General features: G+C 33.7%; 29 protein-coding genes. 8 read left to right on the top strand and 21 right to left on the bottom strand.

Translation table 11 applies throughout. The features are described from left to right. Positions 1-24 precede the first annotated feature (24 nt). Positions 25-567 (bottom strand): hypothetical protein, encoded by a 543-nt coding sequence (locus MKD52_RS04760; RefSeq protein ID WP_242099435.1) that lies wholly within the window; start codon positions 565-567, stop codon positions 25-27. Between the two features lie 107 nt (positions 568-674). Between MKD52_RS04760 and MKD52_RS04765 the strand changes: the two genes are divergently transcribed. Then, on the top strand, positions 675-1,310 hold the full coding sequence (locus tag MKD52_RS04765; protein ID WP_242099436.1) for a hypothetical protein: 636 nt from the start codon (positions 675-677) through the stop codon (positions 1,308-1,310). Here the strand turns inward: MKD52_RS04765 and MKD52_RS04770 are convergent. From MKD52_RS04770 to argF, 9 genes are all read right to left on the bottom strand, one after another. Then, a complete protein-coding gene (locus tag MKD52_RS04770) occupies positions 1,300-1,833 on the bottom strand; it encodes a phosphatidylglycerophosphatase A (protein WP_242099437.1) in 534 nt (177 codons plus the stop codon). The two genes, MKD52_RS04765 and MKD52_RS04770, sit on opposite strands and share 11 nt — an antisense overlap. Positions 1,834-1,842: 9 nt before the next feature. Then, complete coding sequence (locus tag MKD52_RS04775) at positions 1,843-3,027, bottom strand: sulfate adenylyltransferase (protein WP_242099438.1); 1,185 nt, start codon at positions 3,025-3,027, stop codon at positions 1,843-1,845. Then, entirely contained in the window at positions 3,005-3,895 is an 891-nt protein-coding gene (locus MKD52_RS04780) for a response regulator (protein ID WP_242099439.1), read from the bottom strand. The genes MKD52_RS04775 and MKD52_RS04780 overlap by 23 nt, the downstream gene beginning before the upstream one ends. Positions 3,896-3,905: 10 nt before the next feature. Next, the gene (locus tag MKD52_RS04785; protein ID WP_242099440.1) at positions 3,906-5,054 is read right to left on the bottom strand and encodes a bifunctional 2-C-methyl-D-erythritol 4-phosphate cytidylyltransferase/2-C-methyl-D-erythritol 2,4-cyclodiphosphate synthase; all 1,149 of its coding nucleotides are present in this window, start codon (positions 5,052-5,054) and stop codon (positions 3,906-3,908) included. An 83-nt stretch (positions 5,055-5,137) separates the two neighbouring features. Continuing rightward, positions 5,138-6,781 carry a methyl-accepting chemotaxis protein gene (locus MKD52_RS04790; RefSeq protein WP_242099441.1) on the bottom strand — a complete coding sequence of 548 codons (1,644 nt, stop codon included), beginning with the start codon at positions 6,779-6,781 and terminating at the stop codon, positions 5,138-5,140. 55 nt (positions 6,782-6,836) lie between these two features. Further along, positions 6,837-8,126 (bottom strand): (Fe-S)-binding protein, encoded by a 1,290-nt coding sequence (locus MKD52_RS04795; RefSeq protein WP_242099442.1) that lies wholly within the window; start codon positions 8,124-8,126, stop codon positions 6,837-6,839. 8 nt (positions 8,127-8,134) lie between these two features. After that, positions 8,135-9,505 carry an oxygen-independent coproporphyrinogen III oxidase gene (gene hemN / locus MKD52_RS04800; protein ID WP_242099443.1) on the bottom strand — a complete coding sequence of 457 codons (1,371 nt, stop codon included), beginning with the start codon at positions 9,503-9,505 and terminating at the stop codon, positions 8,135-8,137. 11 nt (positions 9,506-9,516) lie between these two features. Further along, a complete protein-coding gene (locus MKD52_RS04805) occupies positions 9,517-9,945 on the bottom strand; it encodes a DUF2603 domain-containing protein (RefSeq protein ID WP_112056738.1) in 429 nt (142 codons plus the stop codon). Beyond that, positions 9,924-10,844 carry an ornithine carbamoyltransferase gene (gene argF, locus MKD52_RS04810; RefSeq protein ID WP_242099444.1) on the bottom strand — a complete coding sequence of 307 codons (921 nt, stop codon included), beginning with the start codon at positions 10,842-10,844 and terminating at the stop codon, positions 9,924-9,926. Before argF ends, MKD52_RS04805 begins: the two co-directional genes overlap by 22 nt. A gap of 104 nt (positions 10,845-10,948) precedes the next feature. Here argF and MKD52_RS04815 point away from each other — a divergent pair, with 104 nt between their 5' ends. Then, positions 10,949-11,293: a hydrogenase maturation nickel metallochaperone HypA gene (locus MKD52_RS04815; protein WP_242099445.1), complete on the top strand. Its 345-nt coding sequence runs from the start codon at positions 10,949-10,951 to the stop codon at positions 11,291-11,293. On the opposite strand, the gene MKD52_RS04820 is transcribed toward MKD52_RS04815, so the two are convergent. Genes MKD52_RS04820 through MKD52_RS04830 form a run of 3 tightly spaced genes read right to left on the bottom strand, consistent with a single transcriptional unit; the run spans position 11,271 to position 12,563 of the window. After that, the gene (locus MKD52_RS04820; RefSeq protein WP_112056735.1) at positions 11,271-11,744 is read right to left on the bottom strand and encodes a tRNA (cytidine(34)-2'-O)-methyltransferase; all 474 of its coding nucleotides are present in this window, start codon (positions 11,742-11,744) and stop codon (positions 11,271-11,273) included. The genes MKD52_RS04815 and MKD52_RS04820 overlap by 23 nt on opposite strands. Before the next feature lie 22 nt (positions 11,745-11,766). Next, positions 11,767-12,054 carry a hypothetical protein gene (locus MKD52_RS04825; RefSeq protein WP_242099446.1) on the bottom strand — a complete coding sequence of 96 codons (288 nt, stop codon included), beginning with the start codon at positions 12,052-12,054 and terminating at the stop codon, positions 11,767-11,769. Between the two features lie 32 nt (positions 12,055-12,086). Continuing rightward, entirely contained in the window at positions 12,087-12,563 is a 477-nt protein-coding gene (locus MKD52_RS04830; RefSeq protein WP_112056733.1) for an acyl-CoA thioesterase, read from the bottom strand. 175 nt (positions 12,564-12,738) lie between these two features. Here MKD52_RS04830 and MKD52_RS04835 point away from each other — a divergent pair, with 175 nt between their 5' ends. Then, entirely contained in the window at positions 12,739-13,815 is a 1,077-nt protein-coding gene (locus MKD52_RS04835) for a UDP-N-acetylglucosamine--N-acetylmuramyl-(pentapeptide) pyrophosphoryl-undecaprenol N-acetylglucosamine transferase (RefSeq protein ID WP_242099447.1), read from the top strand. Between the two features lie 90 nt (positions 13,816-13,905). Here MKD52_RS04835 and MKD52_RS04840 read toward each other — a convergent pair whose 3' ends face one another. The 7 genes from MKD52_RS04840 to glmU all read right to left on the bottom strand — a co-directional run bounded on the left by MKD52_RS04840 (position 13,906) and on the right by glmU (position 21,127). After that, complete coding sequence (locus MKD52_RS04840; RefSeq protein ID WP_112056731.1) at positions 13,906-14,397, bottom strand: chemotaxis protein CheW; 492 nt, start codon at positions 14,395-14,397, stop codon at positions 13,906-13,908. Continuing rightward, the gene (locus MKD52_RS04845; protein WP_242099448.1) at positions 14,397-16,781 is read right to left on the bottom strand and encodes a chemotaxis protein CheW; all 2,385 of its coding nucleotides are present in this window, start codon (positions 16,779-16,781) and stop codon (positions 14,397-14,399) included. Before MKD52_RS04845 ends, MKD52_RS04840 begins: the two co-directional genes overlap by 1 nt. Before the next feature lie 32 nt (positions 16,782-16,813). Next, a complete protein-coding gene (locus tag MKD52_RS04850) occupies positions 16,814-17,779 on the bottom strand; it encodes a chemotaxis protein (protein ID WP_112056729.1) in 966 nt (321 codons plus the stop codon). Next, positions 17,779-18,378 carry a metallophosphoesterase gene (locus MKD52_RS04855; protein WP_242099449.1) on the bottom strand — a complete coding sequence of 200 codons (600 nt, stop codon included), beginning with the start codon at positions 18,376-18,378 and terminating at the stop codon, positions 17,779-17,781. The genes MKD52_RS04850 and MKD52_RS04855 overlap by 1 nt, the downstream gene beginning before the upstream one ends. A 128-nt stretch (positions 18,379-18,506) precedes the next feature. Beyond that, positions 18,507-19,517, bottom strand: a complete 1,011-nt coding sequence (gene argC / locus MKD52_RS04860) for an N-acetyl-gamma-glutamyl-phosphate reductase (protein WP_242099450.1) — start codon at positions 19,515-19,517, stop codon at positions 18,507-18,509. A gap of 63 nt (positions 19,518-19,580) precedes the next feature. Continuing rightward, entirely contained in the window at positions 19,581-19,778 is a 198-nt protein-coding gene (gene thiS / locus MKD52_RS04865) for a sulfur carrier protein ThiS (protein WP_112056726.1), read from the bottom strand. Between the two features lie 41 nt (positions 19,779-19,819). Next, positions 19,820-21,127 (bottom strand): bifunctional UDP-N-acetylglucosamine diphosphorylase/glucosamine-1-phosphate N-acetyltransferase GlmU, encoded by a 1,308-nt coding sequence (glmU, locus tag MKD52_RS04870; protein ID WP_242099451.1) that lies wholly within the window; start codon positions 21,125-21,127, stop codon positions 19,820-19,822. 123 nt (positions 21,128-21,250) lie between these two features. Between glmU and MKD52_RS04875 the strand changes: the two genes are divergently transcribed. From MKD52_RS04875 to MKD52_RS04895, 5 genes are all read left to right on the top strand, one after another. Further along, positions 21,251-22,015 carry a motility protein A gene (locus MKD52_RS04875; RefSeq protein ID WP_112056724.1) on the top strand — a complete coding sequence of 255 codons (765 nt, stop codon included), beginning with the start codon at positions 21,251-21,253 and terminating at the stop codon, positions 22,013-22,015. Positions 22,016-22,032: 17 nt separating this feature from the next. Continuing rightward, positions 22,033-22,863, top strand: coding sequence for an OmpA family protein (locus tag MKD52_RS04880; RefSeq protein ID WP_242099452.1), 831 nt, complete (start codon positions 22,033-22,035; stop codon positions 22,861-22,863). Between the two features lie 10 nt (positions 22,864-22,873). Further along, complete coding sequence (gene fliP / locus MKD52_RS04885; protein WP_112056722.1) at positions 22,874-23,626, top strand: flagellar type III secretion system pore protein FliP; 753 nt, start codon at positions 22,874-22,876, stop codon at positions 23,624-23,626. After that, complete coding sequence (gene trmA / locus MKD52_RS04890; RefSeq protein WP_242099453.1) at positions 23,626-24,747, top strand: tRNA (uridine(54)-C5)-methyltransferase TrmA; 1,122 nt, start codon at positions 23,626-23,628, stop codon at positions 24,745-24,747. The genes fliP and trmA overlap by 1 nt, the downstream gene beginning before the upstream one ends. Before the next feature lie 120 nt (positions 24,748-24,867). Next, on the top strand, positions 24,868-25,689 hold the full coding sequence (locus MKD52_RS04895) for a cysteine ABC transporter substrate-binding protein (protein WP_242099454.1): 822 nt from the start codon (positions 24,868-24,870) through the stop codon (positions 25,687-25,689). On the opposite strand, the gene nth is transcribed toward MKD52_RS04895, so the two are convergent. Then, complete coding sequence (nth, locus tag MKD52_RS04900) at positions 25,690-26,346, bottom strand: endonuclease III (protein WP_242099455.1); 657 nt, start codon at positions 26,344-26,346, stop codon at positions 25,690-25,692. Positions 26,347-26,356 lie beyond the last annotated feature (10 nt).

Here is a 26,356-nt window from a genome sequence, read left to right on the forward strand (position 1 = left end):
CAATAAACTAGACATTTGTGAGGATTATTTTTGCTTTATAAAATCTTGTGTTGCTTGATTGATTGCAGAGTAAATAGCATTGTTTAAGGCTAGTTGTATATGGGGTGGATTTAGATTTGAATCATTTCCGATTCCTAGAAATTTATCGGTGGTATTTTTAAAAGATGCCTTGCTTTTATAATATCTTGTTTCCTTATCATTGCTAAAAGCGAGTAAAACTTCAATGATTGCAGTATCATGCGAAGTGGATTTCCAAAATCCTCCTTGTTTTGCTTGTTGATTGATACTTCCATAAATAGATTCTAGAATATAAATATTTGGTGTGTTTTGCTTGGCTTTTATAAAGCATCCGCTGTTTTGTAGGGCATTTTCTATTAAAGAGAGAACTTGCTTTTTTGGAATTTGCAAATCGTTAAATTCCCCTATTTTAATATTTTCTAATTGATAAGCAATAATGGGAGTTTGACAGGATTTTTGAAGTGTAACTGGTTGAATTGTGTTTTGTTTTTGAGCGCAAGCAACTAATAAAAGTCCAATAAGAGTAGCCATAAAACAATGTTTAAACATGGTTTTTCCTTTAATAAATATAAATGTAAAGTTAATTTTATCATATTTTATTGATAATTATTTTTAAGATTGATACAATTCCTAAGATTGAAATAAAAAGGGTATTTTTGGGTAATTGTAAGAAAAATTTATTAGCGCATTTGGCGCTTTTGTGTTGTTTGTGTGGCAGTGCGGTTTATTGTTATTTTTATATAAAAGAAATTTCACAAAAACAAGATACTTTGCTGTATTATATTAATATTAGCGGAAAACAAAGATTCTTAGCACAACGCATAGTATTTTTATCGCAAGTTGCTGCAACAAATTATGTCTTAAAACGAAATAATTACGAAAATTTTATGGAGCTTAGATTTTGTATTAATCAGCTTTTAACAATCCATAATGTTTTGAGAGACTTTGCTGTTTCTATGGTAGTGCAAAATAAAGATAATTCAACGCTTGATGATATTTATTTTGGAAGTGGAAATCTTGTGGTAAAAATGGAGAGTTTTTTAAATGATGCTAATCAAACTTTTATTTTGCGTAATGTTGAAGCATTTTTAGAAAATAATCAAAAGCTTTTGGTGGCATTAGAAGGGGATAATGGATTATTGACAAGTTTGGAATTAGCCACCTTAAGTCAGCAATTTTATGCACAAAATATATTAAAAGATTCGGAGAAAAAGATTAGTTACTTTTTGTATGGAATCTTTTTGTTTATTATTTTGGAGATTTTTTTATTATTTAAAAAACCTAAAAGCTAAGCTTTAGTAGGTTTTCAAAAGTTTGGAATTGAGAGAGAAGTTTAATAAGAATTAATCCTAATAATCCTGCAAAAAAACCTGCTAATAAATCATCCCCCATAACCCCTAGACCGCCTTTAGTATTTTTATCAATTCTACCAATGATTGAGGGCTTCCAAATATCAAAAATGCGAAAGAGAATAAATGCAAGCATAAGGGCAAAATAAGTGTGTCCTATCATAGCAATACTAATCCAAACCCCAGCTAGCTCATCAATCACTATTTCTTGCCTATCGTGATTTAAACCTTGACTTTCATAGTTATCAATTATTTTAATAGCAATCACGCTTACAAGTAAGGCAAGCAAAAATAAAGTGCTAGGTGCAATAAAATAAGCAATAGCCCAGCCAAAAGGAAGTGCTACTAGTGTCCCAAGAGTGCCGGGAGCTTTTTTGCTTAAACCGCTAAAAAAAAGGGTGAGATACATTTTACATAAAAAATCTTTGGTATTTTGGAATTGTAAAAAGAAATTCTTATCTTGCATGAAAAAGTCCTAATTGAGAGAATGAGTTTGATAGAGTAAAGAGAGCTTGATATAGAAATCTTCCTCGTTTTGTTCAGCGATGATTCCATTGTCTGCAAACATTGTTCCAAATTGCTTAATGAGATTGCTAAAACGATTTGGGAAAAGGTAAGCAAGAATTTTTGCTGAAACTTCTTTGCGCACAAGAATAGTTGGCGGAATAAGTCCGGATTGCAAGATACCTTGAATAAATCTTGCATGATAGTTAATGTGATGGTGTTTGCCATGGGGACAAGTTTTGACGCTCACGATAGTTTTGCATTGCTGACAATAAACAAATTCACTTAAAAACTTAATTCTTATTTTGATTTCTTTGGTGGTATCAAAAACAGAATATACTTTTTGCTTTTCATAATAAAAGGCGAGATTGGGGTGAGTTTCGCCGATAACCATTTTATCGCAACTTAAGTTTTGAGAAATAATTGCATTAAGCAAGATTCCGTGTGTTCCTTCAAAGAGATAAATATCATTAAGGGGGAAAATAATAATACGATTTTTTGGGAGATAATTTTCTATGACATACTCTAAGCATTGTTTTCGGATTTGGAAGCTTAGTAAGTCTTCTTTTTGCTTTTTAAATAAAAATAAAACTAAAAGTTCATTTTCGTCTAAAATAAGTCGAAAAATTCTCTCATGGATTCGAGTAATAGGAGAGACATCAAGCATCATAGCAGTAATACTAGAAGCTTGGATATTTTTTTTAATTTGCAAAATGGTTTCTTTTATGCCTTTGTTTATAGGGTATGTGATTTGAGGATAAAGCTCATAGTCTCCACAAACTGCAAAATCTCCAAGCCTTTTATAAATATCTTGTGCTTTTTTAGAGTAAATATCGCCACCTGTGATTCGCATAAGTCTTTGTTTTTTGTCAATACAAAAAGTAGAATCAACAACAAGTTCACCACATACTTGATGATCACAAATGAGACTTAAAGTTTCTCCTTTGGAAACATTTTGTAGAATTTCTTGATTGCGTTTTCCAGCGGGAGCTAAAATAAAAGAAAGAGGAAGAATTTGATTCTTTTCGCTCTGTTGCATTTCATTTTCATTCATAAGATGATTAATGGGCGCTAAAAGTCCTTCTTTGCATAAATACAGCGCAAACAAAGCTTCCTTATCTATAAAGAGAGATTTATTTTTTCTTGGTGATTCCATATTTTTTTCTTTTTTCCCATAGACTTTTTCTTGACATTCCTAGCTTTTTGCTTAATTCTGTATCAGGGTATTTGTCTTCAAAGTTTAAAATCATTGCTTTAACATACTCATCAACACTTAAAATCTCTTCATGGAATCCTTGAGAAATATCTTTGGTTTCAATTTCATAAACATTAGCAAAATCTGACATATCCCCATTGAGAGATGAGAAAATAATTGGAATATTTTTTAAGAGTCTAATACAATTTTCTTTGTTTTCTCTAGAAAGAGTTTCAAAGCCAATAACATAATTTAGCTTCTGCTTGGAAATTGCCTTGATTAATTTGTTATAGTCAGGAATTTCATAAAACGAAAGAAAATTAATGGGAAGTTTTTTGTGGATAGCGTAATTAGCCACACACATATCAATAGTTTTTTGAGAAGTGCTCTTAATAATAAGGGGAAATGAAATTTTAGAATTAATAGCATAGGAGGAAGTCAATAAAGAATTGCAAAGATAATCGCGATAAAAGGCAATTTCTTTTTGAGAGTGCTTAAAGCTATTGTGCTGTTCAATTTTTCTTACTAATTCATCAATCATAAAAGGCTTTACAATATAATCGTTTGCTCCAGCTTGCAATGGTCGTGTTACAGTTTCATCATTAATATAAGGTATCATTAAGATGATAATTGAATTGCAAAATTTTTCAATAAGGGGATAAAAATTTTGCCCAGAAATACTTGTGGATAACAAAACAATATCGGCTTTATCTTGATCTAATGCTTCTTGTATACTTGAAGTAATTTCGCAATTAAAGCCCAAGTGACTTAATTTTGAAGCAATGCTTTGTGCTAAATAGACTTCGTTTTCTACAATTAAAATTTCCATAACAACCTCATTATAATAATTTTTTCCAATTAAAGTATTCTAAAACAACATTAGCTTGAACCATAATACCTTCTTCTCTACCAACAAAACCAAGTTTTTCTGTTGTAGTGGCTTTAACATTAACACAAAAAAGCGGAATACCCAAAATCTCTGCAATGCGCTTTTCTATAGCTTGTTTGTAGGGTGAAATTTTTGGCTTTTGTGCAAAGATAGTGAGATCGACTTGCTTAATGCTATATCCTACATCTAGAGCGAAATCAGCTATTTTTTGTAGTAGTTGTGCAGAATCAGCATTTTTATAGGCATCATCGGTATCAGGAAACCATTCGCCAATATCTCCCGCTCCAATCCCGCCCAAAATGGCATCGCTTAAGGCGTGTAAGCAAACATCACCATCGCTGTGAGCTATGAGTTGATATTCGCAAGGAATCATAACTCCACCTAAGACAATACCATTTCCTGATTTCATAGCGTGTATATCGCTTCCTAACCCTATAATGTTTTTAGGGCTTGGTGAGGGAAGTGGAAGGGAATTTAAATCTTCAAGGTATGTAAGCTTATTGCCCTCTTTGGAGCCTTCTACAAAAGTAATCAAGCCGCCATAAGAAGAAATGGCACTACTTTCATCAGTAAAATCCCCTTTAAGTAAGGCTTTTTTTAAGATTTTGGTTTTGCTAAGCTGTGGAGTTTGTATGATTTTAAGCTTTTCTCTTTTTAGGTATTGTAAAGTCTTATCATCATAAGCAATGGTATCTGGAATACTTAAATAGGGCACAACACAATCAGATTGGTTAGTAGAGGAGAGTATTTTAGTGAAAATACTTTTTGGCATATTGCATCGAGCAATATCACTTACCAAAACCCATTCCTCTTCCACTTTTAAAAGAGCATTTTGTAATGATTCTTGTCGCGTTTTTCCACCTTTGGTGAGAATAAAATCCAAATTATAAGAATCAAGATATTTCTGTGTGTATCTTTTTTCTTCTTCTTTAATGCTTAAGATGCACTTGCTAAAAGGATAATAGCTAGTAACTTCTTTGGCAACTTTGAGCCAAAGCGGAATCTCATCAATGCGCAACCATTGTTTTTTAGGGCTTTTTTGAGACTTAAAACGACTGCTATCACCAGCGCCCAAGAGTATCAAAGCGACATTACGCAAATTTAGCCTTTCTTGTTTATGATTTAAAAAATGAAATTATAGTGAAATTTTATAAATCTCCCATAAATATGGGAGAAAAAAGTTTATAGTTTAAAGTGATTGATATGATTTTTTAAGATCGATGAAATTTCTTTTAGTGTTTGGGCAGATTTTGTGTTATTTTCCATAGAATTAGCCGTATTTCTTGAAGTTTCAGAAATTTCTTTTAAATCATTGGCAAGATTTTCCATATTTACAGTCTGTTTTTCTGCAGCACTAGTTACCTCTCTTGCCTTGTTGAGTGAATCGGTTGCTTGGGAGTTAATTTGATCTAGTATCTCACTTGCTTCATTAGCCAACTGCATTCCTTTCTCAACTTGTGGAACAGCAGTTTGGATAGCTTCAACTGCGGTTTGTGTTTCATTTTGAATTACTTCTATCATGCGTGCAATTTCAGAGGTGGCAACACCTGTGCGTTCAGCGAGTTTTCTTATTTCATCAGCAACAACTGCAAATCCTCTTCCAGCCTCACCAGCTCTTGCAGCTTCAATAGCTGCGTTAAGTGCAAGGAGATTAGTTTGATCGGTGATTTCTTTGATTAGTTCAGCACTACCGCTAATTTCTTGAGAGTGTTTTTCTAACATTCGAATATGTTCTGAAGATGAGGAAACGGTTTGGGTAATTTTCTCAATTTCGTTAATAGTTGTTTTCATTGCTTCAATACCTTTATTAGAAAGGCTTGTAGTGATTCCGGAGTTTTCTTCTGTTTGTTTTGCTATTTGTGAGACATAAGCTACTGCATCAACAACTTCTTCAATTTTTTGAACCGAATCTTCAGAGCTATTGAGTTGTCTATAAGAGGAAGCTTTTGCTTCTTCAGAACTATTGGCTACTTCACTAGCTCGCTCATTAAGCTCTCTTGAAGAATTCATAACCTCTGAAACAATTTCTTTAAGCTTCTTTTGCATTTGTTCGACAGAAGCCAACATGCTTTCTTGATAATTGGTATGAATAGGAGTATTTAAATTTCCATTAGCAATACTTAAAACTACCTTAACTGCTTCTTTTGGTTCACCACCTAATGATGAGATAATAAGCTTTGTAATATAAATAGCGATTAAAATTGCAATTACAAAAGAGATTCCAGCCAACCATAAAACAAGGCTAAGATAGTTTCCTATTTCCTCTCTAGCACTGATAGTAAGAGCTTGATTTTTTGCTTCTTGGTAATCAATAAATTCATTTATAACTGCTAACCATTGAACAAAAGCACCCCTTGCTTGGGAAAGAAGTATATTGTGTGCAGCTGTTAGATCCCCATTTGCTTTAAGTTCGATAATATTGCGAATTAAAGGCATCGTAATGCTTTCTACTTTTTTAATACGACTTAAGATCTCTTTATCTTTGTCATCAACCATAACAGGATTTTGAAAGATTTGATCCATTTTTTCACTTGAATCGCGGTAGAAGTTTTCTAGCTTCTTGATTTGATTAAGTGTTGCTTCAAGCTCAACTGAATCTTCTAATAAAACAACATCTCTAACAGCGATTGCTCGATCATGCACACTCCCTCTAAAGTTAATTGCATAGCGTTGTTTAACCGCATTATCATCGCTGATTTTTGTGAGTGTATTATCTACAAATTTGATTTTTATATAACCTGTAGCTGCAATGATAATAATAAAAGCCAAAATGATACCAAAGCCAATGAAAAGCTGACCCTTAAGGGATAAATTTTTTCCTATCATACATAACTCCTTTATATAAAGTGCAAAATTCTAATATAAAATAATTTAAAAAAAATTAAATCGCAGAGGCTTTAATAATCTTTTGAATTAGCTCTAAAGGATGTGCAAAAAGCGTTTTGACTTTTTCTTGATGGAGAGCATTATTGAGTTGCATACGACATGCACTACATTCTGCTACAACATATTTAGCTTGTGTTTTGTTAATCATTTGAGCCTTTTTATTTCCCACTTTACTTGCTAGATTGAATTTTTCTGTTTGCATTGTAACACCACCAAAACCACAGCAAGCATTAGAATCTTCCATTTCAATTAAGTTGTAATTTTGACAAAGTAATTCGCGTGGCTCTTTCCAGATACCAAGCACTTTTCTTGCATGGCATGGATCGTGATAAGTGAATGTTTCTTGTAACTTTGGAAGAGTGGAGAGATACTCTTTGAGATTTGTATTGTGCATAAGCCAATGGGTTGCCATATGGATTTTAGGTAGTAATTTTTGGATTCTTTGTTTGTAGTTTGGGTTTTTCTCCATAAACCTTTCCCAATCTTCCAAAATCATTGCCGCACAAGTAGCTTCAGGAATCAAAATCGCCTCTACTTCATCAATGAAGCTTTCAAAGTAGGCGACATTTTCTATGATGAGTTGATTGACACTTTCAAAATCACCTGTAAAATAAGCAGGAGCACCACAACATTTTTGTTTTTTTGGAATCATTGTGTTAATCCCTAGCTTTTGGAGTATAAATACAAGCGATTCTCCCACGCTTTTATAATTATAATTTCCCAAACAGCCAATGAATATGGCAACTTTTTTGGGGTTGTCTTTGTTATAAATGAGATTTTCTTTGTGGGAATTTAAAAAACTTTTAGTCTGAATGGATCCAAAGATTCTATTAGAGATAAAAGGGAGTTTAAAACGCGGTTTTATAGAATGATTATCGCTTGTTTTTTGGAAAAGCAAGGGTGTAAAAAATGCACCTAATTTCATACTAAAATCCATTATTTTACGATGCTTTAAAAGGTAGAAAAATATTCTCTTAAACCAAGTAATTCCGTATTTTTGGGCAATTTCATAGCGAATATTCTCAATAAGTGTGTCTGTTGGGAGAGAATTTGGACATACACTAACACAAGTGGTGCATAAAAAACAGGTCTCAAAAATATTCTTAGCATTTTTATCAAGCGGAATCTCTTTTCTTTGATAAGCACCCAATAAATCAATAAAACCTCTTGGAGAAGTAGCTTCATCGCCATTGATATTAAAGATTGTGCAATCTGGAAGGCATTTGCCACATTTAACGCAGGCATCACTTGTTTTTAAATAATTATAATCCTTAAAATGTTTCATTTCACGCCTTAGATTGTTTTGCTAAAGATTTTTTGATTGGGGCTAAACTTTTTAATATAGGCATCAAAAGCCATTACAATATTTCGGATAAGCAAAGTGCCAGTTGGGCTTACTTCAATACCATTGTTGTGAATTGTAATTAAATTTTCTACTGCAAAAATCTCTAATTCCTTTAAAGATTCACTAAAATATTCTTTAAAGTTAATATTAAATTGCTTTTCAATGGCTGAGAAATCTAATTTGAAATTACTCATAAGCTGCATAATAACGGACTTTCTAATCCTATCATCAAGGCTTAGCTTGATTCCTTTGGAGAATGGCAAAATACCTAAATCAATGGCTTTTTTGTAAGAGGGGAGATCTTTGTGGTTTTGAGCATAATAATCCATGCCCTCCCCAATAGAAGTTAAGCCAATCCCGATAGTTTGGGTCCCTCCTTTGGTGCTGTAGCCTTGGAAGTTGCGCCGCAATTGTCCTTTTTGAATGGATTTAAAAAGCTCATCATCAGGTTTTGCAAAATGATCCATACCAATCATTTTATAACCATTTTCTTGTAAATGTTGTATGGTGCTTTTTAGGATATTAAGCTTTTCTTCGGGTATTGGAAGTGTGGTCTCATCTATTTTTCTCATTGTTTTTTTAATCCAAGGCACATGAGCATAATTAAAAATTGCAAAGCGATCTGGATTAAGCTTAAGGCATTGGGACAAAGTTTCTTGAAAAGTTTCAAGTGTTTGATAAGGCAATCCATAAATAAGATCAAAATTAATTGAGCTAATGCCAAAATCTCTAGCAATGCTAATGGCATCTTGAACTAACGAGAAAGGCTGGATTCGGTGGATTGCTTCTTGCACTTTGGGATTAAAATCTTGAATCCCAAAGCTAAGTCTGTTAAAGCCTCCATTTTTAAGCACTTGCATTTGTTCTTTGTTGAAGAATCTTGGATCGATTTCACAGGCGATTTCTGCATCGTTATGGAAGTTTGGAAAAGTCTCTTTTAACATTTGTATTAAAACTTCAAGCTCTTTAGCATGAAAAAAAGTAGGTGTTCCTCCTCCAAAATGTAGCTGACAAACTTCCTTGGTGCAATCTGATGTATTCTTTAGGATTTGTAGTTCTTTTTTTAGAATTTCTAAATAGAGTGTTTTGTTTTCTTCTTTACTTGTGTAAATCACATTGCAACCACAAAAATAACAAGCACTACGACAAAAAGGTAAATGCACATAAAGCGAAAGGGGATTTGTATCTTTTTGTAAATCTTGTATGTAAGAATCATAGGTGTAGTCTTGATTGAATTCTACGGCAGTAGGATAGCTTGTGTAGCGAGGACCTGGTTTGGAAAATTTAGCAAATTTTTTAAAATCAATAGTTTCTTTCAAATTTTTAACCTTCAATAAGTTTGGTTTAATGATAGATTAAAATCCATAAACAAATAAGGGTAGCGTTTTCGGATATTTTTAATAAGATTTTTGGGGTTTTTATTAAAATTCCCTGCCAATTCTTTTAGGGCAATGCACCATACATCTTCAAAATCAATAGGCATATTTTTGTATATTTCTTGCTCTAGTTTAAAAAGATATTTATTTTTCTCAAGCTCTTTGGCTGATTCTATAAGAGAATTGATACAAGAATCAGAAAGAAGATAGTATTTTTTGTTATTAGAATCCCTAAAGCAACAAGCTACAAAATCTTTTTCTCTAGAAAGCTCTAGCGTTTGTGGAAGGGGTAAGATATTCTCTTTTGCTTCCATTAATACTTGCTTTAATTCTTGATAGCCATTAGCCTTTTTGTGCTTTGTTAGCGGTTTTGGTGTAGCCAAACCATAACTCCTTTTTGTGCGTGTAAGCGATTTTCTGCTTCTAGGAAAATCTTACTTTGTGAAGATTCTAGGACTTCTTCACTAACTTCTTGTCCGCGATATGCAGGCAAACAATGCAAGAAAATGCAATCAGGCTTTGCTAATTGCATTGAATCTTTGGTAATGCAATAGCCCTCAAAAGCTTTTTTTCTCGCCTCTTTTTCGCTTTCTTGCCCCATAGAAGCCCAAGTATCAGTAGTGATAACATCAGCATTTTCAAGTACTTCTTGCGGGTTATTGGTTAAAATTAATTTTGCGCCTGAAATTTTAGCAAATTCTTGAGCCTTTTGGTAAATATTTGGACATACTTCATAATTTTTAGGAGAAGCAATTCTTAACTCAAATCCCATTTTTGCTGCAAGCATAAGCCAAGAATGTGCCATATTATTTCCATCTCCTACATAAGTTACGATAGGGTCTTTATCTTTTTGGCATTCTTGCATAGTTAGATAATCTGCCAAAAGTTGCATAGGGTGAAAACTATCACTTAAACCATTAATTACAGGGATGCTAGAGTAATGAGCAAACTCTTCTAATCTTGCGTGTTCGTGTGTTCGCATCATAATCAAATCCACCATAGATGAAAGCACTCTAGCAGTGTCTTTAATAGGCTCTCCTCTTCCTAGTTGTGTTTCATTGCTGGAGAGAAAAATCCCTTGTCCGCCTAATTGATAGATTCCAGTTTCAAAACTAACGCGAGTTCTTGTGGAGTTTTTTTCAAAAATCATACCAAGCGTTTTTCTCTCTAATAAATTGCTATATTTTCCTGCCTTTAAGTCTTTTTTAAGAGATTTTGCTATGTCTAAGATTTCTAAAATTTCTTGTTTGCTGAAATCTGCCAAAGTTAAAAAATGTCTCATATATTACCCTCTTTGGAGTGTTTTTTGAAAAATAAAAGCGATATTTTACACTTAAGAAGCTAAAATTTATTTTTAAAATGAAATAAAAATATTAGGGAATCTTTATGCATGAGTTTTCTATTGTGTCTTCGTTGATTGAAAATTGTGAAAGAATTGCCAAAGAAAATAATGCTAAGTTAGTTGTGGAAGTTTATTTGGAGATTGGGCGGCGCAGTGGGGTTAATGCGGTGTTGTTGCAGAGGGCATTTGAGGAGTTTAAGATTGGAAGCGCGTGTGAGAGAGCAAAGCTTTTGGTAGAGGAAGTAGAAGTGGAAGTGTTTTGCGAGTTTTGCAAAAAGCAAAGTCAAGTTGTAGAGATTTGCTACACCAAATGTCCGCTATGTCAAAATGAGGGAGTAAAAATTGTAAAAGGAACTGAAATGCTTATTAAGCGATTGGTGATGGAATAAAATCTCTTTGGCGAATCCCTTCATAAAGCACGATTCCAACGCTTGTTGCTAGATTTAGACTTCTTGCGTTATTTTGCATAGGTATGGTGTAACAATAATCTTGATAGCGTGAAAGCAAAGCAGAATCTAATCCTGCATCTTCACGCCCAAAATGCAAATAAGCACCTCTTTTTAAAGGGGCATTGTAATAGGGTATTTGACTTTTGGTAGTAAGATAGAAATGTGGAATTTCTAAAAGGTTTGATTCTACAAAGCTTGAGAGATTCTCCCATTCATAAACCTTAAGATGATCCCAATAATCCATTCCAGCACGTTTAAGTTCTTTTTGTGTGATGCTAAAGCCTAGTGGATGAATCAAATGCAAAATACTATTGCTAGCAAAACATAGTCGCCCAATATTTCCGGTATTTTGTGGAATCCTTGGTTGGTGTAAAACAATATGAAACTGCATTTTATTTCCTTGGTGTATAAAATTAGCCCTCTATATTTAAAGGTGGTTTTGGTAGGGGTATATCTAACTCTAGATCATCAAGATGAATGGTTGATTCTTGATTGGTCTTTTGATTAACTATTTTAGATTCTGCTAAATTTGTTGATTTGTTTTGGGGTTTTGATTTTTTATTGTCTTGCGAGACACTTTCGCTCTTAATGAGTGCTTTAAAGATCAGTGCTAATGCTTTAGGATTATGTTTGCAAAAATTACTAAATTGATATTTAATAATATTGAGCCGAATATCATTGATTTGCTGTTTTTTTGGCATTAATCTCCCCTAAAAGGGGAATTATAGCATATTTAATTTTTTTTGGAGAGCTCAATTCTTGCTTGTTTGCGTTTCTTTGCGTTATTGTAGCGACGAATTTCAGCTGGTGTCTTGGGTTCTAGTTTTGGAGCAGCAATTGGTTTGCCATTCTTATCGACACAAACCATTGTGAAATAGGCGCTATTAGTGTGTGTTACGATTCTTTTGTGAATATCTTCTGCAATGACTTTAATTCCCACCTCAAGAGAACTAGTGCCAGTGTAATTAACTGAAGCAAGAAAAGTAACAAGATTTCCCACTTCAATGGGATATTTAAAGGTAACACTATCAACAGAAAGTGTAACCACATATTCACCACAATATCTTGATGCACAAGCATAGGCAACTTGATCAAGCAATTTTAGTAAATCACCACCATGCACTCTTCCTTTGAAGTTTGCCATAGTAGGAGTCATTAAGACAGACATAGTAAGAGATTTTATATCAAAGACATTTTCTAAATTATCCATTCTTTATTCCTTAAAATTAAAATACCCTATCATATCATTTTTTAAGAGAATTATTACCATAAAGTATTAAATTTTTTAAACTTTCTAGAAAAAATCAAATAAAATGATACACTATTACTATAAAATCTTTAATTTGAGCTGTGTTAGAATTACAAAAAAGTATTAGGTTATTATTATGAATATTATGATTACAGGCGGTGGAACAGGCGGTCATTTAAGTGTTGCTAGAGCGTTTTTGGATGAATTTCATCAGCGAGGTTACACTTGTTTTTTTATGGGATCTATTAGGGGTCAAGATAGAGCTTATTTTGAAGAGGATAAAAGGCTTGCCAAAAAGTTTTTTTTGCAAACAGGTGGAGTGGTGAATCAAAAAGGATTTAAAAAAATCTTTGCTTTATTTTCGCATTTTAAAGCTTTTTTATTGGCAAGTAAGATTTTAAAATCCAAAAAGATTGATTTTGTTTTTTCTGTTGGGGGATATTCCGCAGCACCTGCAGCTTTTGGCGCAGTTTTTTTAAGAATCCCACTGGTAATTCATGAGCAAAATGCTAAAATAGGTCGCCTAAATAAAATTTTAAAGCCTTATGCGATGCTTTTTTTTTCTTCTTATTCAAAGGATTCTTTGATTAAATTTTATCCCGTACAAAAAGATTTTTTTAAATATTTTAGAGTAAGAGATAAAATACAAAATATCTTATTTATGGGTGGATCACAAGGAGCACAAGCGATTAATAATTTTGCTTTAGAAGTTGCCCTAGAGCTAAAAAAAAGAGGCATTAAACTCTATCATCAATGCGGAAAAAGTGATTTTCAAAGAGTGTTGTATGAGTATAAAAAAATGCCTTTAAAAGTTGTCCATATAACTAACACAAAAGATCTACAGGGTAATTTTGATGTGGCGGTGTTTGATTTTTGTAAATTTATGCCACAGATTTTTGGGGCTTGTGATTTTGCAATTTCAAGGGCAGGGGCTAGCTCATTGTGGGAATTGTGCGCTAATGGCTTGATGACACTCTTTATTCCTTACCCTTATGCAGCTGCAAATCACCAATATTTTAATGCAAATTTTTTAAAAGAAAAGAATTTGGGATTTTTGTGCGAAGAGAAAGATTTATCTTGTGAAGTTTTGTGGGATATTTTATTACAATCTCAACAAAATATAAAGCAAATTAGTCAATCCCTGCAAAATGAATGTGGTATCAATGCAGTAAAAGAAATGGTTGATTGTGTGGAGAAATCTTTGAAGAGATAATTCTTCCATACAAGAAGCTATAAAAAGTAAGTATGAGAAGTGATTGAGTGAGTTATAAAGGCAAATAATGCAGAAAAAAGAGATTCTGCATTAAAAAGTGCGCTTAAGGAGTTCTTCTGGGCGTAAAATTGTAATGAGTCTATCATCTCGTTTTCCAACTCCATAGATGAGATTTTCATCTTGACTAATGGTTTCTGGAGTTGGATCAATGTCAGATTCTTTAATTCTAACTGCCTCTGTGAGACGATCTATTACAAAACCTGCTCTTTCTTCTTGATTGCGTATAACAATATAGCGTGTATCCTCAGTTGGTTTTTCATAAGGTAGTCCAAATTTCAAGCGCAAGTTAATTAGTGGCACAACCCATCCACGCATATTAAAGACACCCAAAACATAGTTTGGAACCCCCGGAACCCTTGTGTATTCTAATGGTTTAATAATTTCTTGAATACTTAGGATTGGCACAGCAAACTCTTCTGATCCAACCACAAAGGCAACAAGCTGAATAATATTTTCAGCTTCAGATGCTGGTTTTTTTTGCTCTTGTTGTTTTTGTAGAACATCGCGTAATTGATTGCTCATTATTCGGTTACCTCCATAGTTAAATTAATATTTCTCTTAACAACATTCATTAAATATTCTGGTGAATAAGGTTTAGTGATGTATTCTGTCATTCCTGATTCAACTCCGCGCATTCTATCGGTTTTACTTGTCCTGCTTGTAACAGCAATGAGAGGAAGGTTTTTGAATTTAGCATATTTTCTAATCTCTCCTGCTAGAGTATATCCATCCATTTTTGGCATTTCAATATCAATCAAAATAGCATCAAAGGTTTTATCACCATTTTTAACAATCTCAAGAGCTTCCATGCCGTTTGTTGCTTCTGAGATACTAATTCCTAATGGTTTAAGAGATTTTTTCATAATCGCTCGATCTGTCATTGAATCATCAACAATTAAAACTTGGTAATCACTAGGTGAATTTTTTTCTTTTTTAGTTTCACTTTCTTGAGCAAGCTTGCTAATACTAACTTTAACTTGTTTTGCCATTTGCATCATTGCAGCAATATCTACAATAAGCGTTACTCTACCATCTCCGCGGATTGTAGCACCTGCAATACCTTCTGTTCCTTTTAGATAAGAACCAAGCGACTTAATAACAACCTCTTCTTGACCAATGAGGAAATCTACAATCACCCCAATTTTATTTTCTGCCAATCCTATAACGACAACATAGGCTTGTTCTGCATTGTCAAATACCGAATCAACCCCAAAAATATCCGCTAAACGCACTAAAGGCAACACTTCATTTCTTAGGCGCAATACACTTTTATTTTCAACAGTGTAGATTTCATCTTGAGAGATTCTAACGGTCTCTATAACAGAGGCAAGCGGAATAGCATAATATTCCTCTTGCACTCCAACAAGCAAGGATTGAATAATAGCAAGTGTTAAAGGAATTTTTAGCTTTAGGGTAGTTCCTTCTCCATAAGTGCTATCAACATCAATAATTCCATTAAGTTTTTCAATGTTTGTTTTTACAACATCCATACCTACACCGCGTCCGCTAACATTGGTTACAACCTTTGCTGTAGAAAAACCGGCTTTAAAAATAAGAGAATAGGCTTCTTTATCAGTCATACTATCTGCTTCTCTTTCGCTAATTATCCCCTTTTCAACAGCCTTGGCTTTAAGGATTACTGGATCCATTCCCTTACCATCATCAGTGATTTCGACGACAATGTGATTTCCTTCATTATAAGCTTTTAATTCAACAGTTCCTTGTTCCTTTTTGCCAGCTGCAATTCTTTCTTCTTTGGATTCAACTCCATGATCGCAAGCATTTCGGATTAGATGCACCAATGGATCCCCAATTTCTTCTACAATAGACTTGTCAAGTTCTGTCTCTTCACCACTAATAACTAATTCGATATTTTTTCCAAGTTCTCTTGAAAGGTCGCGCACCATTCTAGGGAATTTGTTAAACACCCTTCCAATAGGTAACATTCTTGTTTTCATAACCGCAAGTTGAATATCTGTTGTTACCATAGATACGGAAGCAACGACTTGATTAAGCTCTTCTAAAAATTTTTCTCCCTCATAGCGCTCTTCAACATCATTGTAAATTTTAATTAAGCGATTTTTACCTAAGACTAATTCACCAATTAGATTCATTAAGCTATCCAATCGCTTAACATCAACGCGGATAGTTTGCTCTACAGATGTGGCAAGTGTTTTATTGTCATCTTGTCGTGGCGCTGACTTTGCCTGTGGCTTTGGTTCGACAGGTTTTGGAGAGGGTTTTGGGGCTTGTGTGGCTACCGCTGGAGTTTCTGTAATTTCTTTTGGAGCTTGAACATCGCTAACTTCACCTTTAGCTTTTTTTTCTTCTCGTTTTTTCTTATCTTCTTCTTGGCGCTTATTAAGTAGCCTTTCAATCTCGCTTTCAATTTCTTCAGGGGACATATTAGAATAATCCAATTCTTCTTCATCTTCTTGTGCGGTCTGCGGTGCGGATTCTTCTACTTTGGGAGCTTCTTGTGCGGCTGGTGCTGTTTCTTGTGGAGACTCTCCTTTAGAAATTGCATCAAGACGTGCTACAACATTAGCAATATCTGAATCTAATCCAGTGTTAGCATCTGTTCCTGCATCGCGAATTGCATTAAGCAATTTTTTCATAAAATCAATTGATTCTAAGACAACATCCATAATATCAGGAGTAATGACTAACTCCCCATGTCTTGCCTTGTTTAAAACATCTTCCATATGGTGTGTTAAATGGGTTAGGACTGAGAAGTTTAAGAACGATCCCGAACCTTTAATAGTGTGTGCTACTCTAAAGATACGATTTAACAATTCTAAATCCTCTGGTCTGTTTTCTAGTTCCACCAAATCTTGATCTAGTTGCTCTATCATCTCAAAAGCTTCGATTAAAAAGTCTTCTAATATTTCTTGCATTTCATCCATTTATTTTTCCTTTTTTTGATAGATTTGAAATTTTAAGCATTATTTAATTCTTGATTGTATTTGCTAACAATCCGTGAAACTTCTTCATGGAATTTGTTGGCATCAAATTTAACAAGATACGATTCTGCACCTGCTTCCTTGCCACGACTTTCACTAAATTGATCGCTAATTGAAGAGCTGAAAATAATAGGGATTTTTGAGAATCTCGGATCTTCTTTGACTTTGGCAGCAAAGTGAAAACCATCCATTTGTGGCATTTCAATATCGGATATGATAATTTTTAGCTGCTTAGCAAGATTTTCGCTGTAGTTTTCATATAATTTTTCTAGTTTTTGCAATCCGGCTGCCCCATCATTTGCTTCCACAACATTAAAGCCCATTTTCTCCAAGAAATCCTTGATAATCTTTCTTGCAATGGAGCTATCATCTAAGATAAGTGCTAATCCATCAAATTTATTATAAGTGTGATCAGAGCCAATTTCTGGGTGGTAAAAACCTAAATCCTGCACAATGCTTTCTAAGTCAAGAATCAACAAAACTTGATCGCCCTCAATCCTTGTAACTCCTGTTACTCTGCTTTTATCTAAATTTTCACTTGCAGAAGAGCTAAAATGCGCGGGTTCAATATCTTTCCAGCTAATACGACGGATTCGCTTAGCTTCATGCACGATAAAGCCAATCATAATGTTATTGAATTCTGCGATAATAACTCGGGGTTTGATTTTTTTATTTTTTGGAGTTTCGACATTCATCCATTTTGCAAGATTGATTACAGGTATGACTACTCCGCGCAGGTCAAAAATACCTTCAATGTATTCTGGCACCCCTGGAAGTTCAGTGAGTTCAGGTAGGCGTATGATTTCATTGACTTTAGCAACATTGATTCCATAAACACCTTCATAAAGCTTACCTTTTTCGATTTTATAGATTCTAAAATCGACTAATTCCATTTCATTGGTGCCAATTTTTAAAGTATCGGTTTTTTCGAGATTTGACACTAAAACTCCTTTGTTTTGAAGGATAAAGAATAATTGTTGGATTCTACAATAAAATATGTTTTTTTACAAGTAAAAAGGGGCAATCCTATATAGTTAATTGAATCTAATTTTGCTATTTCCCCTAAATGAAAGTGTCCTTCTATAATATAAGAATCGCTATGTATGCCAAGTTTTTTTTGGTATTTGCGGATTCTATTGTTGATAAAATCTTTAGGATAATTATATTTTATTTTATTTTTATTTTGGAGATAAGAGAGAATTTTTGGATATAAAATGGAATTAAAACAATTTAAAAAAGTGAGAATAAAGTGGTTTCTAATTAAGTGCGCATAAAAATGATAATGCCAATTTAAAAAAATATCCCCATGCGCAAGATATGCTTTTTGTTGATTAAAAAGAAAGCAAATAGGTTGTTTGGCAAGTGGATAATAATGGATATTTTTAAAAAAAGGTAGATTTTGCAAAGAGAAATCGTGATTACCTTCAAAATAATGTAATTCATGCTTTAAAGAGAGTTTTTTAAGTATTTCTAGTGTTTTTTGATTATCGGTGATGCTTCTAGATACTTCCCCTACTAAAAAATCAAAAATATCACCCATAAAAAAAATTTGTCTTTTTTTTGATTTTAATAGAGAGATCAAAAAATCATCTAAGACATTATTATAAAGAGAATGGTGATGGGAATCGGCTATAAAAATGGCATCTTGCTGAATGGAAATAGGTTGCATTAGGGGATATAAGCAATTTGGGGTAAGCCTAATTTTTCATCCAAGCCAAACATTAAGTTTGCATTTGCAACAGCTTGAGAACTAGCGCCACGCAAGAGATTATCAATGCTGGAGTTGATAAATAAATCTTTACCATCATTTTTGGCATAAATATCGCAGAAATGTGTTCCTGCAACATTTTTAATTTGTGCGCAATTTTTAGTGATGCGGACAAAGAATTCATCTTTATAGTGTTGATTAAGAATCTCTAATGGATTAATTTCTTCTTTGAGTTTTGCATAAACAGAAACTAACATTCCTCGTGTAATAGGAACAAGATGTGGGACAAAAAGGGTTTTAAAATCAACTTTGCTAATTTTTTTGATTTGTTCGTTAATTTCAGGGCAATGGCGATGTGTGATAGGAGAATAAGCAAAAAGATTCTCATTGATAGTAACAAAATGAGAAGTTTGAGTAAGTTTTTTTCCAGCACCGCTTACACCGCTTTTAGCATCAATATAGAGTGTTTGAGAGGGATCTAAGTAAGACATAAAAGGTAAAATAGCTAACAATGAGGCAGTTGGATAACAGCCTGGATTTGCAACAAGATTGGTATTCTTAATTAAATGTCGATTGTATTCAGGTAGCCCATACACAGCGTTTTTAAGATTTTCCTTATCTAAATGAGGGCAGTAAGATTCTTCATATTTTTCAGCTGATAAGCGGTAATCGGCGGATAAATCTACGATTTTAATATTTTTAGCAGAGAGTGCTTTGACATATTCCATTGCCTTTTGGTGGGGGAGAGCTAGAAAAACTAGCTCGCATTCTTTTGCAATTTGCTCGATTCTAGCTTCTTGAATTGGCATACTAAGAGTGTTTTTTAAAGAGGGGTGAAGTAGGGCAATATCGCTGTAATTTTCTGTAGCACAGAGTGTATGAAGCTCAAAAATAGGATGATTAATCAATATTTTCACGAGTTCTAAACCAGTATAACCACTTACGCCAACTATTCCAACTTTAATTTTCATTGATAACCTTCAGTAATAAAATATATTTGTTTTGTGAATTCAAGAAAAAGAGTTTAGCAAGAATCAGCCACCACCTAAAAATGTGAAGCATTCAATAACATCGCCATTTTTAAGCATATAACTTTCCCATTGATCTTGTTTGATAACCTCAAGATTAACTGCAATTGCAACGCTTTTTTGTTCAATTTTGTATTCTTTTAATAATTCTAAAAGATTTTTAGAATGGGTAGCAATGAATTGACCATTAAGCTTTAATTCCATTGATTTTAACCTTAGATTTTTAAAAATAAGTAACGCAATTTTTATGTTTTTTTGCTGAAAAATTTATAAAAGAAACCTTCTTTTCTGATTTTTTCTCCTTGAGTTAAAAATAATTCACCCTGTTTAATATTTTCCCTTATAGTGCTTCCTGCGCCAATAATGCAATTATCTTCAATTGTTATGGGTGCGATTGCTTGAGAATCGCTGCCAATAAAAACATTTTTGCCAATTTTGGTTTGAAATTTTGCTTTTCCATTGTAGTTGCAAGTAATAAAGCCAGCCCCAATATTTGTCCCCTCATCTACTTCGCAGTCGCCAAGATAGCTCAAATGTCCAGCTTTAATTCCATTAAGTGTGGATTTTTTTACTTCAACAAAATTGCCAATGTGGGTGTTTTTTAAAATGCTTTGTGGGCGCAAATGTGCCATAGGTCCAATATCACTGTTTTCAACATGGCTTGATTCAATAACGCTATGGGATCTAATATGAGAATTAATAATTTCTGTATCCCCATAGAGACTAACTCCATTTTCAATAATGCATTCACCTTTAAATTTAACTCCCTCTTCAATATAAATTGTGTGGGGTAGTTTCATAATTACGCCTTGCTTCATTAGCGTTTTTTTGATTCGATTGCCCAAAATTACTTCAGCATCAGCCAAATCTGCCTTATCATTCACGCCTTTAAAATTTTCTAATTCTACAAATAAAGGAATAATATTTTTAGAATCTTGTTTAGCTAAAGTGATAATATCGGTGAGATAATACTCTTTTTGTGCATTATTGTTTTTAAGCTTAGGTAAGTAAGTTTGTAAAATTTCACTCTGAAAGCAATAAACTCCAGCATTTAGAGTGCTTAAGGCTAGGATTTCAGAATTAGCATCTTTTTCTTCAATGATGGCTTGGACTTGATTGTCTTGTATTACAACGCGCCCATAACCATTAGTGTTGGGCAGATCTATCACACTCATAATAATGTCACCTTTAGCAATGAGAAATTGTTGTAATTCGCTTGATTGAATAAGCGGCATATCTCCATTCAAAACAAGGATTTTTTGGTGTTTTGGATGATAGTTTTTTAGTGCCCCCCCAGTGCCAGGATAATTTTCTGTATCTTGAAAGATGAAGTTGATTTTATCTAAAAAATATTTTTCCATCGATTTTTTAATTTTATCTGCCTCATAGCCTAGCACAACACTCACATCATTACTGAGCTTTAAAGATTCTTTGATGGTGTAATAAAGCATTTCTTTGCCACAGATTTGGTGTAAAACCTTTGGAGTCTGCGACTTCATACGCGTTCCTTTGCCTGCAGCTAAAATAACAATTGATAATTGAATGGTTTCCATAAAAATATCCGTGTATTTTGAAGATTTTAATAAAATTTTAACACAATAAAGTTTAGAATTTAAAATATTTTTCGAAAAACTTGAAATTAAAGCTTTAACTTTTTAATAAGGAACAACAAAGTTATGGATTTAGCAACTATTATTGGTATGTCTTTGTCTTTTATTTTGATTGGAACGGCTATGATGCTTGGGGTTGGGGTTGGTCCTTATATTGATATTCCATCGGCTCTAATTACAATTGGAGGTTCAATTACGAGTTTGTTTATTGGTTATAAGATGGAGAATATGAAAAAAATTTTCTCTTATTTTCTTGTTGCTTTTAAGCCACAGACTTTTGATGTTCCAGCATTGGTTAAAAAGTTGGTTGATTACTCTACACAAGCAAGGCGCGATGGTATTTTGTCTTTGGAGCAACAATCTAATCAAGAAGAAAATGATTTTTTAAAGCGCGGTTTAAATATGGCAATTGATGGTGCAGAGCCCGATAGCATTCGAAGCTTATTGGAAACAGATTTAGATCGAACTTTGGAGAGACATAAAGCAAATGCAGGGATTTTTGATACTTGGGCAGCATATGCTGGGGCTTATGGGATGCTTGGGACTTTAATTGGATTGGTGGCAATGTTGCTTAATATGTCAGATCCAAGCTCTATTGGTCCTGCGATGGCAGTTGCTTTGATTACAACTCTTTATGGTTCGATGGTGGGTAATATTGTTGGTGCGCCCATAGCTAATATTTTGAATGTGCGAGCCAATGATGAAGCTTTAGTAAAATTAATGATTATTGAAGGGATTATGTCGATTCAAGCAGGAGATAATCCACGATCCCTAGAAGCAAAGTTGCTAACTTTTTTACCTCCAAATCAACGCGTTAGTCAATTTGAATAATTGTTTGGATTTGTTGTATGGCAAAGCGTTGTCCTTCCTGTGATTGTCCTCAAGTAATGCCTTTGTGGCTTGGGACATATGGAGATATGGTTACATTAATCCTTACTTTTTTCATTCTTCTTTTAACAATGGTTACTTTTGATGCCAAAAAGCTTACAGAAGCAGAGGGGAGTATCCGCGGTAGTCTTAGTGTGTTATCAGGGGGAATTAAAACTGAAGAGAGTAAAAATCGCATTCAACAACAAGCAGACATTACCACTGACCCAGAAACAGCTGAAGAGATAATAAAAGTGGAGAGTGAAATTTTAGAATTTAAAGAAGATGCTAGAGTATCTTTGGGTCCTTCTGTGATTGATGATGATGGAAAAGATGGATTTATTTTGCGATTCAATGGTCGTTTGCTTTTTGATGAAGAAAAAACAATAATTGAAAATGCTGATGAAATTTTATTTTTAAAAAGGTTGGCTTTAATTTTGCAAAAAATGCCTCAAGCGATTCATTTGGATATCATTGGATATGCTGATAATGTAGAGGGAAAAGCTAATTTAAAATACCGAGATAGTTTGGGTTTAAGTGCCTTGAGGGCTTCAAGTGTTGCTAAGATTCTTATTGATAATGGAGTTAATCCGCAAAAAATAACTTCTCTAGGTGGGGGCGCAACAAATTTTTTATTACCAAATATTAATGCAGAGAATCGTGCGCAAAATCGCCGAGTCGAGTTTCATTTTTATCCACAAGATAGACATTTACATCGCGTAAAAAATGTACTAGATAAGACAAAGGAACAAAAGCTTTATGAGCAATCTCAAAAAAATATCTCAGTAACATTGCAAAATAATGAAAAATAAGGATTTTTTGATGTTGCGTGTGTTGTTGTGGTTGGGGTTTTTTGCAGTGGTCGCATTTTCAGCTCCACCTGAATTGCCGCAAAGTCCAACTATTCCAACAATTGATTTAACACTTAGCGGTCCTAACGAACCAGCAGATCTGGTGGCTATTTTAAATATCGTTATTGTTTTAACTCTACTTGTTTTAGCCCCTTCATTGATTTTGATGGCAACAAGTTTTGCAAGACTTCTGATTGTTTTTTCATTTTTGCGCACAGCATTAGGAACACAACAATCTCCCCCTACACAACTACTTGTTTCCTTTGCTTTGATTTTGACTATGTTTATTATGGAGCCAGTATTTAAAGAAGGGTATGAGCAGGGGGTAAAGCCCTATGTTGCAAAAGAGATTTCCTATCAAGAGGCTTTTGTGCGAACTTCTCAACCTTTTAAGGATTTTATGATTCGCAACACGCGCCCTAAAGATTTGGCATTGTTTTATCGAATTAGAGGAATGGAGAATCCACAAACTGCACAAGATGTGCCTTTTACTATTGCTTTGCCAGCCTTTATTATCAGCGAGATGAAGACAGCCTTTCAAATTGGCTTTTTGCTTTATTTACCTTTTTTAGTAATTGATATGGTAATTAGCTCAATTCTTATGGCAATGGGTATGATGATGTTGCCTCCAACAATGATTTCATTGCCTTTTAAGATTTTGATTTTTATTTTGGTCGATGGCTTTAATTTGCTTACAATGAATCTGGTGGAGAGTTTTCGCTAGTGTTCTGTGAATATCTTGGAGTTTGCGGTGGTTGCAGTATTTTGGAGGAATGTGGCTTAGAAGCTAAAGTCGCTTATGCTAAGCAACTTTTGGGAATCAATAAATGTGATGTTATTAGTCTAAAACAAGATTCTTTTAGAGCTCGTTGTGAGCTTGGAATCTTTCACAAAGATGATAGCATAAGCTATGTAATGCGCAAAGATAGGCAATTTATTTGCATTGAGAATTGTTGTAATTTATTAGAAACTTTGCAGAAGTTTTTGCCAACTTTAAAAGAAAAGCTTAATCAAGAAAATTTCAGAGATTTTAGGCAGAAGCTCTTTGCTATTGAGGTGCTTAGCACACAAAATAATGAAATTTTGCTCACTCTTATTTATCATAGAAAGCTTGATGAGTTTTGGCTAGAAAAAGCCAAGGCTTTAAAAAAAACTTTACAAAATTTTCAAGTGGAGATTATGGGGCGTAGCAAGGGTGTGAAATTGATTGTGGATAAAGATTATGTTGTTGAGACATTAGAGATTTTTGATAAAAAGTATTTTTATCGTTATGATGAGGGGGTTTTTACTCAGCCTAATCCCAAAATTAATGAAAAAATGATTGAATGGGTATTACAGAGCATTCCATCAAGTAGTGGAGATTTGCTTGAAATGTATTGTGGTTGTGGTAATTTCACGATTCCACTTTCTCAAAAATTTAAAAAAGTTCTTGCCACAGAAATTTCCAAAGTTTCCATACGGGCAGCAAAATTTGCATGTGAGCAAAATGGAAGTGATAATATTGCCTTTGTTCGTTTAAGTGGTCAAGAATGCATTGAAGCAATAAAGGGTTTAAGGAAGTTTGAACGATTAAGGCAAATTAACTTAGAGACATATTGCTTTTCTATGGTTTTGGTTGATCCACCAAGAGCGGGATTAGGTGAAGAGGTGTGTCAATTTTTGCAGGATTTTCCATCTATACTTTATATTTCTTGCAATCCTTTAAGTTTGGCTAAGGATTTGGAGATTTTAAACCAGACACATAGGGTTGTCAAAGTGGCTTTTTTTGATCAATTTCCACATACTCCACATTTAGAGACAGGGATTTTATTGCAAAAAAATGATATTGATTCGCAGATATATTAAATACTAAAGAATCGCTACTCTTAATTTTTAAAAATAAATTAAAATATTAATTATTAATAAAATTTAAAGCATTTTTTAAAGAAAATACCATTTCCAAAAAAAATTAAATGGAAGGTAAAAATGAAAAAAATATTTCTTATTGCAATGCTTGGAATTCTAGGCTTTGGATTGGTAGGTTGCGGTGATACTAAACAAAATGCAAGTAATTCACTAGAGACCATTAAGCAAAAAAGCGTTATTACAATAGGAGTTTTCAGTGATAAACCACCTTTTGGTTTTATTAATAAAGAGGGCGATAATGATGGGTTTGATGTGAAAGTTTCTAGACAAATTGCTAAGGATTTATTAGGTGATTCTAGTAAGGTAAAATTTGAGCTTGTTGAAGCAGCTAGTCGTGTTGAGTTTTTAAAAAGTGGAAAAGTTGATGTGATTATGGCAAATTTCACAAAAACTCCTGAAAGAGAAGCGGTGGTAGATTTTGCTTCACCTTATATGAAAGTAGCATTGGGTGTAGTTTCTAAAGATGGAGCTATTAAAAGCATTGAAGACTTAAAGGGTAAAAAACTTGTTGTTAATAAAGGAACAACAGCTGATTTTTATTTTAGTAAGAATCACCCAGAAATTGAGCTTTTAAAATATGATCAAAATACAGAAGCTTTTTTAGCCTTAAAAGATGGTAGAGGAGACGCTTTGGCGCATGATAATCTTTTGGTATTTGCATGGGCAAAAGAAAATCCGGGATTTGAAGTTGGGATTGCAAAGCTTGGCAATGAAGATGTAATCGCTCCTGCGGTTAAAAAAGGAGATAAAGAATTGCTGGAATGGCTTAATAAAGAAATTGAAACACTAAATAAAAATGGCTTTATGAAAGAAGCTTATCAAGAGACTTTAACGCCTATTTATGGTGAGGACAAGCTTAGTTCTGTTATATTTGCAGAATAATTAACATTTATAGCTCTTTTTACTTTTGCAAAGGTGGCTTAAGAAGCAGTTTTGACACTGCGGATTGAGCGCTTTGCAAATATATCTCCCAAAAAGCACCATAGCTTGGTGTAAAGTAGCAAGATTATCCACAAAGATTTTTGTTAAATCCTCCTCAGTCCCTAAAGGCGTGTTGGCATTACTTAATCCTAATCGATGAGAAACTCTAAAAACATGCGTATCAACAGCAATAAAATTGGCTTCTTTAGATTCGATTAAAACGACATTGGCGGTTTTTTGTCCCACACCCGGAAGGCTTTTGAGTGCCTCTCTATCAAGGGGAATCTCTCCATTAAAACTTTCACAAACCACTTCTGCCATTGTTTTTAGATTGGTGGCTTTATTGTTAAAAAATGAGCAGCTTTTGATTAGATTTTTAATATCCTCTAAAGAAGCATTTTTTAGAGCTTGTGGAGTTGGATATTGCTCAAAAAGAGCAGGGGTGATGAGATTAACACGCTTATCGGTGCATTGTGCTGAAAGCATCACAGCAATGAGTAATTCATAATCATTGCGATAAACTAATTCTGTTTTGGCATTTTTATAATGTTCTAAAAAAAGAGCTTTAATGGCTTGAATCTCCTTTTTTGTGGCTTTTTTTACTTTTTTATCTTGCATAATAGATTCC

Origin of the sequence: Helicobacter sp. CaF467b (assembly GCF_022664765.1) — a bacterium.
Lineage (GTDB): Bacteria > Campylobacterota > Campylobacteria > Campylobacterales > Helicobacteraceae > Helicobacter_D > Helicobacter_D colisuis.

Bases quoted from the DNA above. Each gene is read 5' to 3' on its own strand.
- MKD52_RS04760 (WP_242099435.1), bottom strand. From the start codon at position 567: ATGTTTAAACATTGTTTTATGGCTACTCTTATTGGACTTTTATTAGTT.
- MKD52_RS04770 (WP_242099437.1), bottom strand. From the start codon at position 1,833: ATGCAAGATAAGAATTTCTTTTTACAATTCCAAAATACCAAAGATTTT.
- MKD52_RS04775 (WP_242099438.1), bottom strand. From the start codon at position 3,027: ATGGAATCACCAAGAAAAAATAAATCTCTCTTTATAGATAAGGAAGCT.
- MKD52_RS04780 (WP_242099439.1), bottom strand. From the start codon at position 3,895: ATGGAAATTTTAATTGTAGAAAACGAAGTCTATTTAGCACAAAGCATT.
- MKD52_RS04790 (WP_242099441.1), bottom strand. From the start codon at position 6,781: ATGATAGGAAAAAATTTATCCCTTAAGGGTCAGCTTTTCATTGGCTTT.
- MKD52_RS04795 (WP_242099442.1), bottom strand. From the start codon at position 8,126: ATGAAACATTTTAAGGATTATAATTATTTAAAAACAAGTGATGCCTGC.
- argF (WP_242099444.1), bottom strand. From the start codon at position 10,844: ATGAGACATTTTTTAACTTTGGCAGATTTCAGCAAACAAGAAATTTTA.
- MKD52_RS04815 (WP_242099445.1), top strand. From the start codon at position 10,949: ATGCATGAGTTTTCTATTGTGTCTTCGTTGATTGAAAATTGTGAAAGA.
- MKD52_RS04820 (WP_112056735.1), bottom strand. From the start codon at position 11,744: ATGCAGTTTCATATTGTTTTACACCAACCAAGGATTCCACAAAATACC.
- MKD52_RS04825 (WP_242099446.1), bottom strand. From the start codon at position 12,054: ATGCCAAAAAAACAGCAAATCAATGATATTCGGCTCAATATTATTAAA.
- MKD52_RS04830 (WP_112056733.1), bottom strand. From the start codon at position 12,563: ATGGATAATTTAGAAAATGTCTTTGATATAAAATCTCTTACTATGTCT.
- MKD52_RS04835 (WP_242099447.1), top strand. From the start codon at position 12,739: ATGAATATTATGATTACAGGCGGTGGAACAGGCGGTCATTTAAGTGTT.
- MKD52_RS04840 (WP_112056731.1), bottom strand. From the start codon at position 14,397: ATGAGCAATCAATTACGCGATGTTCTACAAAAACAACAAGAGCAAAAA.
- MKD52_RS04845 (WP_242099448.1), bottom strand. From the start codon at position 16,781: ATGGATGAAATGCAAGAAATATTAGAAGACTTTTTAATCGAAGCTTTT.
- MKD52_RS04855 (WP_242099449.1), bottom strand. From the start codon at position 18,378: ATGGGTGATATTTTTGATTTTTTAGTAGGGGAAGTATCTAGAAGCATC.
- argC (WP_242099450.1), bottom strand. From the start codon at position 19,517: ATGAAAATTAAAGTTGGAATAGTTGGCGTAAGTGGTTATACTGGTTTA.
- thiS (WP_112056726.1), bottom strand. From the start codon at position 19,778: ATGGAATTAAAGCTTAATGGTCAATTCATTGCTACCCATTCTAAAAAT.
- glmU (WP_242099451.1), bottom strand. From the start codon at position 21,127: ATGGAAACCATTCAATTATCAATTGTTATTTTAGCTGCAGGCAAAGGA.
- MKD52_RS04875 (WP_112056724.1), top strand. From the start codon at position 21,251: ATGGATTTAGCAACTATTATTGGTATGTCTTTGTCTTTTATTTTGATT.
- MKD52_RS04880 (WP_242099452.1), top strand. From the start codon at position 22,033: ATGGCAAAGCGTTGTCCTTCCTGTGATTGTCCTCAAGTAATGCCTTTG.
- fliP (WP_112056722.1), top strand. From the start codon at position 22,874: ATGTTGCGTGTGTTGTTGTGGTTGGGGTTTTTTGCAGTGGTCGCATTT.
- MKD52_RS04895 (WP_242099454.1), top strand. From the start codon at position 24,868: ATGAAAAAAATATTTCTTATTGCAATGCTTGGAATTCTAGGCTTTGGA.
- nth (WP_242099455.1), bottom strand. From the start codon at position 26,346: ATGCAAGATAAAAAAGTAAAAAAAGCCACAAAAAAGGAGATTCAAGCC.